Raw genomic sequence first — 13,055 nt, 5'->3', positions numbered from 1 at the left:
GAGTCCTTCCTTACATTGGGTTCTGTGGGCGCCATGGCTCGATCAGCGCGTCAAGATTCAGGGCATCGGCGAAATCCAGGAACTGGTCGCGCAACCAACTGATCTGCACGCCGGCCGGCAAGGTCACAGTGAAGGTGGCATTGAGCATGGTGCCGCCGGTTTGCGGCGCCTGATAGGTGTCGCAGGTCAGGTTTTCCAGCTCGACGTTGTGGTCGATGAAGAACTGGCACAGCTCGTTGACGATGTCCGAGCGGTAGGCCGAGCTGACATACGCCACGTAAGGCAGGGCCTGTGGGCGATTTTCCAAGGCAGCGCTGCGCACTACGTTGACGGTGAAGTCGTGCTTCTTGGCCAGGCCCGGCAGGCCGGTCTCAAGGCGCGCCAGGGCGTCCCAGCTGCCGGAAATCTGCAACACCAGAGCGCTGCACTCGCCATGGCGGGTCAGGCGCGAAGTCACCACCGCGCAGCGATTCTCATGGCTGGCGCGGCACAGGACGTTGGTCAGCTCCATGGGGTTGGCGCCGAGGGCACTGATAACAAGGAATTGTTCGCGAACTGTGGGGGTGGACATGCAGCCTTCCTAAAGCGATGAGCGGTCGATACCGCCAGAGCTGTATCGATCAAAGGATCAAGGGTAGCGAAAACCGTCGCCAAGGGCTAGGAGGTGGCGTTTTCATTGCGTGAACGACCTGCTTCAGGCGCTGCTTTGGCCCAATGATGGCATTGCCCGTCGTTTAGTTGCGCCAGAACGCATCCTCGCACGGTACTTCGCTTGTACAAGCATCTTGGCGCCAGTACCATTACGGCTCTCTTTTTCCGGCAGGAGCGGTTGCATGATTGCGGGCAGTATGGTGGCACTGGTCACACCCATGGATGCACAAGGTCATCTCGACTGGGACAGCCTGGGCAAACTGGTGGACTTCCACCTGCAAGAAGGCACCAACGCCATCGTGGCGGTCGGCACCACCGGTGAGTCGGCCACCCTCGACGTGGAAGAACACATCCAGGTGATCGAGTTCGTGGTCAAGCGCGTTGCGGGCCGCATCGCCGTGATCGCAGGTACCGGCGCCAACTCGACGCGTGAAGCGATCGAATTGACCAGGAATGCCAAGAAGGCCGGCGCCGACGCCTGCCTGCTGGTGACGCCGTACTACAACAAGCCGACCCAGGAAGGCTTGTACCAGCACTTCAAAGCCATCGCCGAAGCCGTCCAGATCCCGCAGATCCTCTATAACGTTCCGGGTCGTACCGCGTGCGATATGAAGGCCGAGACCGTGATCCGCCTGTCCACCGTGCCGAACATCATCGGTATCAAGGAAGCCACTGGCGACCTGCAACGCGCCAAGGACATTCTGGCCGGTGTCAGCAGCGACTTCCTGTTGTACTCCGGTGACGACGCCACCGCCGTGGAACTGATCCTGCTGGGCGGCAAAGGCAACATCAGCGTGACCGCCAACGTCGCCCCGCGTGCCATGAGCGACCTGTGCGCCGCCGCCATTGCCGGTGATGCCGTGACCGCCCGCGCGATCCACGAAAAGCTGATGCCGCTCAACAAGACACTGTTTATCGAATCCAACCCTATTCCCGTGAAATGGGCGCTGACTGAAATGGGCATGATGCCGGACGGTATCCGTCTGCCGCTCACCCGTCTCAGCGAAGCCTTTCACGAACCGCTGCGACAGGCCCTGCGCCAGTCCGGCGTCCTGGTTTAATTGAGGAAGCACTACGCATGAAGCGATTGGCCGGACTTTCCGCACTTGCCTTGATTATCTCCAGCACCAGTGGCTGCGGTTGGGTATGGGGCCCGGAAGGCTACTTCCGTGACCGCGGCAGCGATTACCTGGAAGCGCAAGCAACCAAACCCATGCAACTGCCGCCTGACGTGAATGTCGCCAAGCGTCTGGACCCACTGCTGCCGATTCCGCGCAATGTCGCCGACGACACCGTCAAGGGTGAATACGTGGTGCCACGTCCGCAGCCGATCACGGCGGTGGCCGATGCAAGCGACTACAGCCTGCAAAAGAGTGGCGACAACCGCTGGATCGTGGCTCAGCGTCCACCCGCCGAAGTCTGGCCGGTGGCGGTGCAGTTTTTCCAGGACAATGGCTTTCGCATCGACCAGCAGCGCCCGCAGACGGGTGAGTTCACCACGGCGTGGCAGCAAGGCCGTGAGTTGTCCGCCAACATGGCCCAGCGCCTGCTGGCTGGCGGTGTAGCCGCCGACAGCGAAGCCCGTGTGCGTGTGCGCATCGAGCCAGGCGTACAGCGCAATACCAGTGAAGTCTATGTGGTCAGCGCCGAGCGTCCTGCCGGTAGCACGGCGAGCGTCGATTTCACACCGCGCTCGGTCAATACCGGTGTCGACGCCGCGCTGGTCGACGAGATGCTGGCCAGCATGAGCCGCATCTCCGAGAAGGGCGGCTCGGTGTCCCTGCTCGCCGCACGTGATTACGACACGCCTAGCCGCGTCAGCCTCACCGAAGATGGCAGCGGCAACGTGGTGCTGAACCTGGGTGAAGACCTGGACCGTGCCTGGGCCAGCGTAGGTCGCGCCCTGGAGCAGGGCCCTTGGCGCGTTGAGGACATCAACCGCAGCCTGGGTCTTTACTACATCAACGTGGCTGAAAAGGCCGAGAAAAAAGACGACGAGCCAGGTTTCTTCGGCAAGCTGTTCGGCAGCCAGCCGACCAAGGAAGAAGTCGAGACCCGCGCCGAGCGTTATCAGGTTCGCTTGAGCAAAGTCGGCGAGAGCGTGCAAGTCACCGTCGAGAAAAACATCAACACTGTCGCGCCAGCTGAAACAGCGCGCAAAGTGTTGGGTGTGATTCAGGACAACCTGGGCTGATCCGATGCGTTTTGCTGTTCTCGGTAGCGGTAGCCAAGGGAACGGCACGCTGGTCGCCCATGACGACACGTACATATTGGTAGATTGTGGTTTCTCATTAAGAGAAACCGAGCGACGCCTGCTGCGCCTGGGGGTTCACCCCGCGCAGCTGAGTGCGATTCTGGTGACCCACGAACATGCCGACCACGTGCATGGCGTGGGTTTGCTGTCTCGACGCTACAATCTTCCGGTGTACCTGAGTCGCGGCACGTTGCGCGGGATGCGCAAACCCATTGAACCCGCAGGTTTCCTGGCCGGTGGCGAGCAACTGCAGATCGGTGCCCTGAGCATCAGTGTCGTCGCAGTCGCTCACGACGCCCAGGAGCCGACGCAATATGTATTCAGTGACGGCGAACGACGCTTCGGTGTGCTCACCGACCTGGGTTCCTACTGCGCCAAGGTGCTGGACGGTTACCGCGACCTCGATGCCTTGATGATCGAGTCCAATCACTGCCGAGACCTGCTGGCTCGCGGTCACTACCCCTACTTTCTCAAGCAGCGGGTGGGCGGCGAACTGGGACATTTGAACAACCATCAGGCGGCGTACCTGGTGTATGAGTTGGGCTGGCAAGACCTGCAACACCTGGTCCTGGCCCACCTGAGCAGCAAGAACAACCTGCCGATGCTTGCCCGGCAATGTTTTGTCGACACCCTCGGGTGCGACCCGGACTGGCTGCAACTGGCCGATCAAGATTCAGGGCTCGACTGGCGCCACATCGCCTAGCCCACCTCACTCAAAGCGGAGCCCATCATGGAAAAACGTGAAGAACTCTACCGCGGCAAAGCCAAGTCGGTATACAAGACCGACGACGCCAACCGCCTGATCCTGCTGTTTCGCAACGACACCTCGGCGTTCGATGGCAAGCGCATCGAACAGCTTGATCGCAAGGGCATGGTGAACAACAAGTTCAACGCCTTCATCATGCAGAAGCTCGAAGAAGCCGGCATCCCGACCCAGTTCGACAAACTGCTGGGCGATAACGAATGCCTGGTCAAGAAGCTCGACATGATTCCGGTCGAATGCGTCGTACGCAACTACGCCGCCGGCAGCCTGGTCAAGCGCCTGGGCGTGGAAGAGGGCCTCAAGCTCAACCCTTACACCTTCGAGCTGTTCCTGAAGGACGACGCCAAGGGCGACCCGTTCATCAATGAATCCCACGTCGTGGCCTTTGGTTGGGGCACCGCTGAACAACTGGCACGCATGAAAGAGCTGTCCCTCAAGGTCAACGACGTGCTGAGCAAGCTGTTCGACGACGCCGGCCTCCTGCTGGTGGACTTCAAGCTCGAATTCGGCGTATTCCACGATGGCTCCATCGTCTTGGGCGATGAGTTCAGCCCGGACGGCTGCCGCCTGTGGGACAAGGACACCAAGAAGAAGATGGACAAAGACCGCTTCCGCCAGGGCCTCGGTGACGTCATCGAAGCCTACGAAGAAGTCGCCAATCGTCTTGGTGTACCGCTGTAATCGACGCAAGCATCTGATAGCACGGAAAAAAATCTCATCAGAGCTTTGCTTCCACGAAACAGGCTGTTATGATGCGCGCCGTTGGAGAGATGCCAGAGTGGCCGAATGGGACGGATTCGAAATCCGTTGTACCTTCACCGGTACCTAGGGTTCGAATCCCTATCTCTCCGCCATTATGTGTCCTAAGAGCCCCGCTTTGCGGGGCTTTTTGGTTTTTAGCGTTAGTTGTTCACCCATCTGTCCCCCCACTGCAGTTGTGCGCCTCTATTGGGACTAAGCGGCTGTATGACTGCTTTTCGGTTTACCGGCAGCCCTGGCGGCCAGGACCACCAATCCCAATGCTGCAGCAAACAAGCTTACCGTAAGCAGGCTGAGCTTTGCAGCGACGATAACTTTCGCCGTGCTGAATATCAGGGCTAATGCCGCAAGGGCGCAGCCCAGCGCTAGCTTCAACATTATGAACTCCTTTGTACCTAAAAAAGAAATATGGGATGCCCTGAGGGCATCCCATGTATGCGCCTGAACGTTCAGGCAACGAGCTCAAGCGCAGCATCCAACGCACGCTGTTTGATCCCTGCGCCTGGGCCGAACCAGGCCGAGTTCAAGCGGTAGTCTACCGATCGGGCACGCCTCTCATGATCCACGTACTCGGTGATGGCGTTCAGCAAGCCCCAGGCAGTACCTTTGGCTGATACCAGATCAGACCCTCGACCGCGCCCTGTGTAGAGCGCCATAGTCTTCTGGAAAGCAAGGTTTACCGCAGGCTTGGTTCTGCTGCGTGGGGTGACTTCGGTGTGTAGGATCTGCCCGAAGTATGCTTTGGCTTCCTGAGGGGATACCTTGCGTTCCGCGAGCTGGCGCATGCGGTACATGAAGTCGTCCCATTGCGAGACGGCGATACCCAACCGCTTTTTCACCGCTTGCGGATCGAAGCGGGTACTGTGAGGCACTTTGATCGCGCCGGTTGCACTCTCGAGCGACATAGCCAAGGTGTTGTTGCAAACGACGCGAATCGTGGTGGGCGTAGCTACAGTGGCTAGCGTGCCGTCGCAAGACGTTGCCAGCAGCAGATAGCCGCCCACCTCGTCCTTTCCTTTAAGCGCTGTCGATTGTCCAGTGCGGGCGAGGGCCCAGAACTTGCGGCCTCCTTTGAGCACACCAGCGGTCTCAAGCTCATAACCCGAGACCTCGGTAAGGTCTCGGTAGAATTCGAGGACTTCGGCTGGCTGAACCACTTGGTAACGATGCGACACGACGGACAACGGCTCCAGCGTGTCTGACCGATAAAGCACCTTTTGATCGGCGAAGGAGTGGATCTCGGACAGCGGGCCTTTAGTCGTGGATTTGAAATGGACTGGACTGGATTCAATCTGCCAGTTCATACCGGCTTGTTGCTGCCAGACCTCAAGAGGCTGATTCTGTGGTAGCTGGTTACCCAGACCATGCCAGGGTGTAGCACCGACATAGGCCATTTGTTGGATTTCATGTGCCATTTTAGTTATTCCCATGGGTTTGGAGTTGTATCTAGAGATGGGTTGGGGCATACGCTAAATAAAAGGCCGCAGCGAATGCAGACATGAGTTGCACTGGTATCTGAAGCGTTTAGGTATTTGATTTTTAAAGCTAGGTCTAAAGCATCAAAAAGCCTGGCGGCTAACTCTTCAAGAGTGGCTACTACTAAGGGGTTTCGAGCAGTTTTCCGACTTTTTGAGACCTGATGAATGATCAGCCGGTTGGCCGCCTTCGCCACGACTGCGATGCGGTGTGCCGAACTAATTAAGAGGGTCTTACAGCTGCTGCAGGTGGGGCATTTGGCTGACATTTGACAGAGCTCAGCTGTGGATTCACCTGAGCTATATAGATCTCAAATTTTGTGGAATCGAATAGGCGAAGCCGGCGCATCCCGGCCAGTGCATCTCTCACTCTAGTAGCAGCTATTCCTGCTATCGAATAGCAGATCTGGTCCTTTGGCCCCGTCTACCTCCGTTATCTAGTCTGAAATTGCACTGTAATTCACTGTAACCGTTTCAGAATCCACGTTGATCGCTTGCGTGGTGATAGGGTCGTTGGGAAAGAAACCCTTAGCACAGGAGCAGAGTGACATATGTTCATAAACTACAGTGGTTGGATGTTGCCGTCTGCAAACTCAACATTTCCGGTGTTTTCGGATCACCACCCTTGCTTCACCTCAACAATAATGGAGGCATCTACAAATCTTAAATTACCTAATTCCATGATGTGCCTGACCGCCCTTAGTGCAATTGCAGCAACGCTTCAGGGATCAATAGACGTTGAGATGCCTTCTGGAGGATCCATTCCGGTTTCACTCAACGTGCTGATCACGGTTCCTTCAGGTGGGGGAAAAAACAGAACAATGAAGTTATTCCAGGCCCCGATTGAAGAATTCGAAAGGAAGATGGCTCAGGATAGGGAGAGAGAACTCATAGATTTTAAAACCCGACTGCGGGTATGGGAATTGCAGCTTAAAAGGTTAGAGCGAGTATGGCGTGACGATCTTGAGAGCGAAGAGTTTTTTGAGCACTTGAAAGCGCACGATATAAATAAGCCGTCATTTATAAGCGACTTTAGAATGGTATTTGAAGACACGACGCCAGAGGCTCTTCTTTCTGCCATGGGGAGCGGTGTGAAAAGTGCTTATTTGAAAACAAGTGAAGGGGGTATAGTTCTTTCCCAGCACGCTATGAAAAATATGCCAGCGCTAAATCAACTGTGGAGCGGGGATCGGGTCACAGTTGATCGCAAGACCTCCGAAAGCTTCATTTTGGATGACGTTAGAGTGTCGGTGATGATTATGTGCCAGCCTGGTATATTTGAAAGCTTTGTCGAGCGGCATGGCTCGACAGCAAGAGATTCTGGTTTTTTCGCTCGATGTCTAGTTATGTCAGTCCGTGAGGCTGATGTAGGAGGTTATGAGGATGGGCAAAAACTCAATTGGTCCAGCCTGGCTCAGTTTCATGATCGGATTCGAATGTTTTTGCAGGATGGTACGGTAAAATGTAACCGAACAGTGTTGAGGTTGACTCCCTGTGCTAAAGAGTATTGGCTCAGCATTAAAAACTCGGTAGTTTATGAGTCAAAAGTAGGAGGGAGATTCAGGGGGTTTAAAGATTTATCAGCAAGGACGCCTGAAAACATAATACGCGTGGCTGCTATTCTTCATCATTTTGAAGGGAAAGTTGGTGATGTATCAATAGAGACAGTTGAGTTTGCCTGCAAAATTTGCTTTTGGCATGTTGATCAGTTCTTGGTTATGTTCGGAGAAAAGGGTCAAGATGAGGCAGATGCTCAACGGCTATATAAGTGGTTAATGCAGAGATACCAGGAGCATGACACGACGGTTCACGTAAAAAATAATATTCTGCAATATGGCCCGGCTGCCTTGCGCCGAGCAGAGCGGCTTAACGCAGCGCTCGAAATTCTCATACGGAAAGGAGTTTTATCAGCGCATTACTTTGGCAGCGGTTCGATTAGCCTAAAGTTCTACCCTTCAGGGATATGAAACTATCTGAATTGGCGCGAAATTATTAAAAAAGGCATTCTAGGTGTGTGAATAGTGTGTCTTTAAATTCTTTGTCTTTCAAGCTTTTTTGTATTTCTTCTTTGGCCGCTTTGCTAAATGGTTTGTGGCTCTGGTACGCTTTTTTGACTATTTCATTGAGAAGTATCAATCTTTGCGAGTAGTACTTTGGGTACTCGATTTTTAACATATTTTCTATTTTAAGATCGGGGGATATTGCATAGTCATCTACGAGTATGCGTACGCACAGTTCGTGCGTTCTTTTGCCGCCTCCCTTCAGGTTTATTTTCAGATAAGATGCAATTTTAGAATCGCTAAGTGACTTGTAGTTGTAATCGCCTGTTTCAATGAGATTTATTATTTCGCTTTTAAATTTTTCGGCTGCGCTGTTGATGATGTCAAGATTTGTCGTTGTGTTCTGTAGTATTGTTGGTCGACGGTGGGCCTCTATAAAATCAAGTAGGGAGAGGAAATCTGGAGCATATAAAAAGACTGTGCATTTGTCGATTGTAACGGTTTTTATTTCGTCAGGCGAGATTAGGGGAACCATAAAAACACGGTGCTGATAGATATTGTCACTTACTAACTTGAACCAAGTTTTGAATAAAAATCCTGGGAGTCCCCATATGGGGGTGCCTGGGTTTTGTCGTCCAAGCTCTTTTAGTTTTAGGCTGAACTGTTCTTTGCTTGTTGTTTTGTGGTTGTTGCTATTGACCGCTCCAGAGAAGTTATGTACGGGTTTGCTACCTCCTGTCGCAATACTCTGAAGGTCGCTGAAGCTAATCTGCAAATACTCGGGTGAAAGGTCGAGAAGTGTTGGCTCGATTACGCTGCCAGGATCAACAGTTTTGCAAGTAATAAATAGAGCAACTCTGCAATTATCTGGCATGGGTGTTAATACGGTAACCTCCAACCACTCAATCAGGTCGAGCGTGTGTTCGAGCGGCAGTTCCGCTGCATCAACTGCTTCCTGCACTGTGAACGGAGCTCGAAACTTCTCAAGATTATTGCCCATTCGATCATCCAAATATGATGGTGTACTCAGCTGGAATATACCTGTCGAGCGCAGGCAAAGATACCCTTCCGTTTGGCGAAGCGTAGCTTGCTGGCGGGCTACGGCAATCTACGGATAGGCTTGAGTTCACGATAATACTCACAAGCTACGTGCGTTTGGCTGAAAAGCCTTGATTGGCCACGTAGGGAAGACCTTTAGCTTCATCATGGCTGGCGGTCCGATCTCAGCTGTGGCCAGCTTATGATTGCCTGCATAGCTGAAATTTTACTGTAATTCGCTGTAATGGTTTCAGAATCCTCATATACGTTAAGCCTCGTTGTATCGTACCCCTAGGAACATGATGAGGACTTAATGATGAGCAGTTCAGAAGCAATAACTTTGCTTGTGTGCGCGTGCTTTTTACGGTTGCTAGAGGTCCAACGCCGCACAGGGCTCTCCAGATCCACAATCTATAACCTTATCAACCCAAAGTCTAAATACTACGACCCGACGTTCCCAAAGCGTATCAATCTCACGGGGGTTAAAGGTGGGGCGATCGGTTTTTTGGAAAGTGATATTGAAGTTTGGATTAGCAAAAGAGCATTAACCACTAGCTAACTATTTATCGAGCGGTACGGTAATTTTGCCTTTTTCTTCATCCTAAAAATCAGAGTGTACTCGTTTTTATTGCATCTCAAAGTAAAATCCAGAGGATAAGGCTATGAAGTACTTTTTTACGAAACCGTTACTCATCGAGAGTGTAGTTGATAGTGTATTCAGAGCTGCAATCTCGGAAAATCATAGGCTAAATGTGGCTGCATTTGATCTCTGCACGCCCAGAGTTGGCTATGAGGAGAGTGGTTTCAGTCTGATTTATAAGTTTTCTAAGATCTTTCGCGTCAAACTATTACGTGACTGTTTACGCGAAAACAAACGAAACAGTCGCATGCAAATCACTGGAGTTAGGACGGTCTTCGTTAGGGACGCCGCAGTCCTTATAGGCGCTGTTCGGTACAGGATGTTCGCTATGGTGAATTTCTACGCCTATCGAGTAGCTGACAACACTGCGCATTCTAGATTGTTGAGATGTGTCCGCTCAGCCTGGGGGCAGGCATTAGGTGTATCGTCCTCAAACCATTGCTACTTCGCACATTTTTCGAAAGAATCTAGTATTGAAATCAATAAGAGGTATGGTTATACGGGGCTGGTGGCTATAGCTCAAGATTTGAGCGCAAAGTTTCAGTGCGATCGAGATCCATTGCTTAACATCTACTACTGCCTTTCTCCCAAAGATCGGGTGGGGCACAGATGCAGCGCTCAGTGTATTCATTAATCGTACTATTTGCTCTGATATGGTTTCTTATTTGGTAGTGTTGGTATGCTAACTTTTTGAGGCTTTTGCTAGCTCTAGCCCTTTGAATGCGCATGGTTGAGCATTTCTGACTTCGGGTATTTTCTATGTACCGATAATTTTTCGTCGCACGCTAATTGAGTAACTACCCAACTTAAATAGGAAATCACCAGATTGCAGGGGGAGGCATGTCAAAAAAAGTACAGGATAATAACCGCAATCAGACATCGATCAAAGCGATGGCTGATGCCAGTAACCACTTCCTAGCCAGAAATGGTTCTGAGGAAGACGATGCCTTCTATAACGACCTCGAAGGCCTTATACGAATGAGGCTAGTATTTAAGCTATTACCTCTAATGTCAGATCTGATGACCACCAGTCATCAGCTATTCGAGCTGTACCATACTCGCGACGGTATACCTGCCGTCAGGGCTAAACGGAATGCTAGGCACTTCCTAGAGTGCTTAGCCGATACCCATGCTTCGATAGCAGAGTTATTCCCTCATTACGAGTTAAATCCCTATTTTGAAGTATTCTACAGCTCAGCCCAATCACATGGGCTAAGTGGTCTGTGTCAAACCATCGCAGACATGCGAGGGGAGGGTGCTCCTGTACGCGTACAGCAGCTCAACGACTGCGTAGCAGCCATCCGTACCATCACTCGCTCTGCTGAGTTCAAGGTACGCCTCAAGCGTTACCGTAGACCGATCAAGCAGAACTATGAATCTATCATGCAGTACGCAACTGACCTGTTCCGTAGGCATGCCAAGCTATGCATCGTGCGTCTAGACCTTGCCTATGCACAGCACTTCAGGTCTGAGCGCAAAGTCTCTGCCCAAGACACGCACCTACACCGTGAGGCGCTGCTGGCAGCCCTCAACCAAGGCACCTTTGGGCCGCTTGTGGGGTATGCCTGGAAGCTGGAGGTGGGTAAGCGCAAAGGCTATCACTATCACTGTGTGTTCTTCTTCGATGGCTCTAAAACCCAACAAGACTTCAAAATCGCTAAGCGTATTGGGTTGTACTGGGACCATGACATCACTCAGGGCATAGGCACCCATTACAACTGCAACGCGCGCAAACAGTTTTACAAGGAGTGCTTCCTTGGGGTTGTCCATCACACCGACGTCGAAGCCCGTAAAGGCTTCGAGCGCTATGCCGAGTACATGACCAAACCGGATGAGTTCATGCGCCTGGCGTTGCCGGGTTACCGGTGCCTGGGCAAGGGCCAGCTAGGCCCGTTGCCAGCAGGCCATCGTAGCGGTAGGCCTCGCTCCGTGGAGAATGGCGTTAGCCAGTGGGTATGAATCAGCCTCGTACTCACCTATTGATATTCGTTGAGCTTTCGATGTTAGGGGAGTGTAAGCGTCCGGCCATGTGGACTTGCCCCTACCAAACCGGACACCAACACCCCCGTTAAATTGATGCTGCTGCCAGGCGCCTTAACTCTCTCGGCGACCGATATTTCAAAGCACTGTGCGGATGCTGCTCGTTGTAATGCTCGAAGGCAATCGTCAGTTTGCGCAGCGCCGTTTCTCGATCCGGCTTGGGCATATGCGCCACATAATCACGCTTGATCGTCTTCACGAAACTCTCTGCCATGCCGTTACTTTGCGGGCTGCGTACCGGTGTGGTCACCGGCTGCAAGCCGATCTGGCGAGCAAACAGACGCGTCTGCTCGGCGATATAAGCCGAGCCGTTATCGCTCAACCACTGCACCGGCGTACTCGGTAGCTGATCGCCAAATCGTTTCTCCACGCTTTCCAACATCAAGTCTCGGATATCTTTACCGCTGTAGCCCGTTGGGCTGGCGACCCAGCCAATGGCTTCACGGTCACAGCAGTCCAGGGCAAAGGTAACGCTCAACTTCGCACCGTCATCACAGCGGAACTCAAAGCCGTCCGAACACCAGCGGGTATCGCTGGTAGTAACAGCGATGCGGTCTTCATGCCGGCGCTGGACGCCAGGCTGCTTGAGCGCATCGCTCAGTTCCGACGCTGGTACCACTGCTTCGCCGGCACTGACCGCCGATAGGCTTCCGTCCTGGTACAGCTTGCGCCATAGAAACAGCTGGTTGGCGTTGATGCCGTTGCGTCGAGGCACCACGGACACGTTTTGTCCCGGTTCAAGGCTCTCGCGAACCATGGCCAGCTTCTGGTCGGTGCTCCAGCGGCGGCGGCGTTCCTAGCCGAGCAGCTCACCACCCTTCGTTGCTGTTAGTCATGACATGCCCGTTTGCCTATCCCTTATCTTAAAGGGGGAACGGTGTCCTGTCTTTCATGGGGCTCGTTCACCATGTCAGATTGCCTCTCTAGCTAAAATCAGTTTCCGACCGTGCCATAGTGCTACCTCTTGCGAGCGATGCGCCCAGCCCAGATACATCTGCGTGCGCAGCCCAGCGAACTCAAAAAAAGCATCAGCGAGAACACGCTCAACGCAGCTTTGAAGCAAATATATTACGAGAATCATCTGACTGGCCACGGCATCCGCGGAACCATTTCAACAGCACTGAAAGAGATCGGCTACCTCAAGACCTGGGTGGATACGCAGTTGTTCCCATGCGGATCCGAATAAGGTAGGTTCGGCCTATAAACCGGCCAAATAAGTTGAGGACGAAGAAGGCTAGGTCGATCAAGTCATCAAGCTCTGCCCGGGGGGGATAGCACCGAGTCGCGACACAGCGATGATAAGGAGAACCATAGTTATGCATAGGCGTCCTTGGTTTTGGCGGGTTGTGCGGAAAGGCCGGCAAGGGCACATCGAGGACAGAGTACAGAAGCCTATGGAATGGTATGACAGGGGAAATGTACAAAATTGGTAAGG

At 53.1% G+C, this 13,055-nt stretch carries 12 protein-coding genes, 1 tRNA gene and 2 pseudogenes; 10 read left to right on the top strand and 5 right to left on the bottom strand.

The window, feature by feature from the left end:
• Nucleotides 1–10: 10 nt before the first annotated feature.
• Nucleotides 11–571: a glycine cleavage system protein R gene (locus tag BFQ04_RS01455; RefSeq protein WP_003189463.1), complete on the bottom strand. Its 561-nt coding sequence runs from the start codon at nt 569–571 to the stop codon at nt 11–13.
• A 262-nt stretch (nt 572–833) separates the two neighbouring features.
• Between BFQ04_RS01455 and dapA the strand changes: the two genes are divergently transcribed.
• From dapA to BFQ04_RS01430, 5 genes are all read left to right on the top strand, one after another.
• Nucleotides 834–1,712 carry a 4-hydroxy-tetrahydrodipicolinate synthase gene (dapA, locus tag BFQ04_RS01450; protein WP_065949252.1) on the top strand — a complete coding sequence of 293 codons (879 nt, stop codon included), beginning with the start codon at nt 834–836 and terminating at the stop codon, nt 1,710–1,712.
• A gap of 17 nt (nt 1,713–1,729) precedes the next feature.
• A complete protein-coding gene (gene bamC, locus BFQ04_RS01445; protein ID WP_065949251.1) occupies nt 1,730–2,845 on the top strand; it encodes an outer membrane protein assembly factor BamC in 1,116 nt (371 codons plus the stop codon).
• Nucleotides 2,846–2,849: 4 nt separating this feature from the next.
• Nucleotides 2,850–3,608: an MBL fold metallo-hydrolase gene (locus BFQ04_RS01440; RefSeq protein WP_065949250.1), complete on the top strand. Its 759-nt coding sequence runs from the start codon at nt 2,850–2,852 to the stop codon at nt 3,606–3,608.
• Between the two features lie 27 nt (nt 3,609–3,635).
• Nucleotides 3,636–4,349: a phosphoribosylaminoimidazolesuccinocarboxamide synthase gene (gene purC / locus BFQ04_RS01435; protein WP_003172493.1), complete on the top strand. Its 714-nt coding sequence runs from the start codon at nt 3,636–3,638 to the stop codon at nt 4,347–4,349.
• Nucleotides 4,350–4,432: 83 nt separating this feature from the next.
• A tRNA-Ser gene (locus BFQ04_RS01430) sits at nt 4,433–4,522 on the top strand.
• Nucleotides 4,523–4,622: 100 nt separating this feature from the next.
• On the opposite strand, the gene BFQ04_RS01425 is transcribed toward BFQ04_RS01430, so the two are convergent.
• Together BFQ04_RS01425 and BFQ04_RS01420 are read right to left on the bottom strand one after the other, a co-directional pair.
• On the bottom strand, nt 4,623–4,805 hold the full coding sequence (locus tag BFQ04_RS01425) for a hypothetical protein (protein WP_065949249.1): 183 nt from the start codon (nt 4,803–4,805) through the stop codon (nt 4,623–4,625).
• Nucleotides 4,806–4,876: 71 nt separating this feature from the next.
• Entirely contained in the window at nt 4,877–5,821 is a 945-nt protein-coding gene (locus BFQ04_RS01420; RefSeq protein WP_371914475.1) for a DUF932 domain-containing protein, read from the bottom strand.
• Between the two features lie 632 nt (nt 5,822–6,453).
• Here BFQ04_RS01420 and BFQ04_RS01415 point away from each other — a divergent pair.
• The gene (locus BFQ04_RS01415) at nt 6,454–7,869 is read left to right on the top strand and encodes a YfjI family protein (RefSeq protein WP_083217898.1); all 1,416 of its coding nucleotides are present in this window, start codon (nt 6,454–6,456) and stop codon (nt 7,867–7,869) included.
• Nucleotides 7,870–7,894: 25 nt separating this feature from the next.
• On the opposite strand, the gene BFQ04_RS01410 is transcribed toward BFQ04_RS01415, so the two are convergent.
• The gene (locus tag BFQ04_RS01410; RefSeq protein ID WP_065949246.1) at nt 7,895–8,902 is read right to left on the bottom strand and encodes a hypothetical protein; all 1,008 of its coding nucleotides are present in this window, start codon (nt 8,900–8,902) and stop codon (nt 7,895–7,897) included.
• Between the two features lie 351 nt (nt 8,903–9,253).
• On the opposite strand from BFQ04_RS01410, the gene BFQ04_RS28175 reads away from it, so the two are divergent.
• The 3 genes from BFQ04_RS28175 to BFQ04_RS01405 all read left to right on the top strand — a co-directional run bounded on the left by BFQ04_RS28175 (nt 9,254) and on the right by BFQ04_RS01405 (nt 11,539).
• Entirely contained in the window at nt 9,254–9,499 is a 246-nt protein-coding gene (locus BFQ04_RS28175) for a helix-turn-helix transcriptional regulator (RefSeq protein ID WP_371914473.1), read from the top strand.
• A gap of 103 nt (nt 9,500–9,602) precedes the next feature.
• Complete coding sequence (locus BFQ04_RS30255) at nt 9,603–10,214, top strand: YagK/YfjJ domain-containing protein (RefSeq protein WP_083217897.1); 612 nt, start codon at nt 9,603–9,605, stop codon at nt 10,212–10,214.
• A gap of 206 nt (nt 10,215–10,420) precedes the next feature.
• Nucleotides 10,421–11,539 carry a YagK/YfjJ domain-containing protein gene (locus tag BFQ04_RS01405; protein WP_065949245.1) on the top strand — a complete coding sequence of 373 codons (1,119 nt, stop codon included), beginning with the start codon at nt 10,421–10,423 and terminating at the stop codon, nt 11,537–11,539.
• Between the two features lie 109 nt (nt 11,540–11,648).
• On the opposite strand, the pseudogene BFQ04_RS01400 reads toward BFQ04_RS01405, so the two are convergent.
• Nucleotides 11,649–12,416, bottom strand: a pseudogene (locus BFQ04_RS01400) (transposase); the annotation flags it as partial.
• Between the two features lie 162 nt (nt 12,417–12,578).
• Between BFQ04_RS01400 and BFQ04_RS29865 the strand changes: the two are divergent.
• Nucleotides 12,579–12,834: pseudogene (locus BFQ04_RS29865) on the top strand (integrase); the annotation flags it as partial.
• Nucleotides 12,835–13,055: the final 221 nt, after the last annotated feature.

Origin of the sequence: Pseudomonas sp. 37 R 15, from assembly GCF_900004865.1 — a bacterium.
GTDB lineage: Bacteria > Pseudomonadota > Gammaproteobacteria > Pseudomonadales > Pseudomonadaceae > Aquipseudomonas > Aquipseudomonas fluorescens_AM.
The sequence above is the reverse complement of the archived record's forward strand: the minus strand, read 5'-3'. Positions and strand labels throughout refer to the sequence as shown.

Bases quoted from the DNA above. Each gene is read 5' to 3' on its own strand.
- BFQ04_RS01455 (WP_003189463.1), bottom strand. From the start codon at position 571: ATGTCCACCCCCACAGTTCGCGAACAATTCCTTGTTATCAGTGCCCTC.
- dapA (WP_065949252.1), top strand. From the start codon at position 834: ATGATTGCGGGCAGTATGGTGGCACTGGTCACACCCATGGATGCACAA.
- bamC (WP_065949251.1), top strand. From the start codon at position 1,730: ATGAAGCGATTGGCCGGACTTTCCGCACTTGCCTTGATTATCTCCAGC.
- BFQ04_RS01440 (WP_065949250.1), top strand. From the start codon at position 2,850: ATGCGTTTTGCTGTTCTCGGTAGCGGTAGCCAAGGGAACGGCACGCTG.
- purC (WP_003172493.1), top strand. From the start codon at position 3,636: ATGGAAAAACGTGAAGAACTCTACCGCGGCAAAGCCAAGTCGGTATAC.
- BFQ04_RS01425 (WP_065949249.1), bottom strand. From the start codon at position 4,805: ATGTTGAAGCTAGCGCTGGGCTGCGCCCTTGCGGCATTAGCCCTGATA.
- BFQ04_RS01420 (WP_371914475.1), bottom strand. From the start codon at position 5,821: ATGGCCTATGTCGGTGCTACACCCTGGCATGGTCTGGGTAACCAGCTA.
- BFQ04_RS01415 (WP_083217898.1), top strand. From the start codon at position 6,454: ATGTTCATAAACTACAGTGGTTGGATGTTGCCGTCTGCAAACTCAACA.
- BFQ04_RS01410 (WP_065949246.1), bottom strand. From the start codon at position 8,902: ATGGGCAATAATCTTGAGAAGTTTCGAGCTCCGTTCACAGTGCAGGAA.
- BFQ04_RS28175 (WP_371914473.1), top strand. From the start codon at position 9,254: ATGATGAGCAGTTCAGAAGCAATAACTTTGCTTGTGTGCGCGTGCTTT.
- BFQ04_RS30255 (WP_083217897.1), top strand. From the start codon at position 9,603: ATGAAGTACTTTTTTACGAAACCGTTACTCATCGAGAGTGTAGTTGAT.
- BFQ04_RS01405 (WP_065949245.1), top strand. From the start codon at position 10,421: ATGTCAAAAAAAGTACAGGATAATAACCGCAATCAGACATCGATCAAA.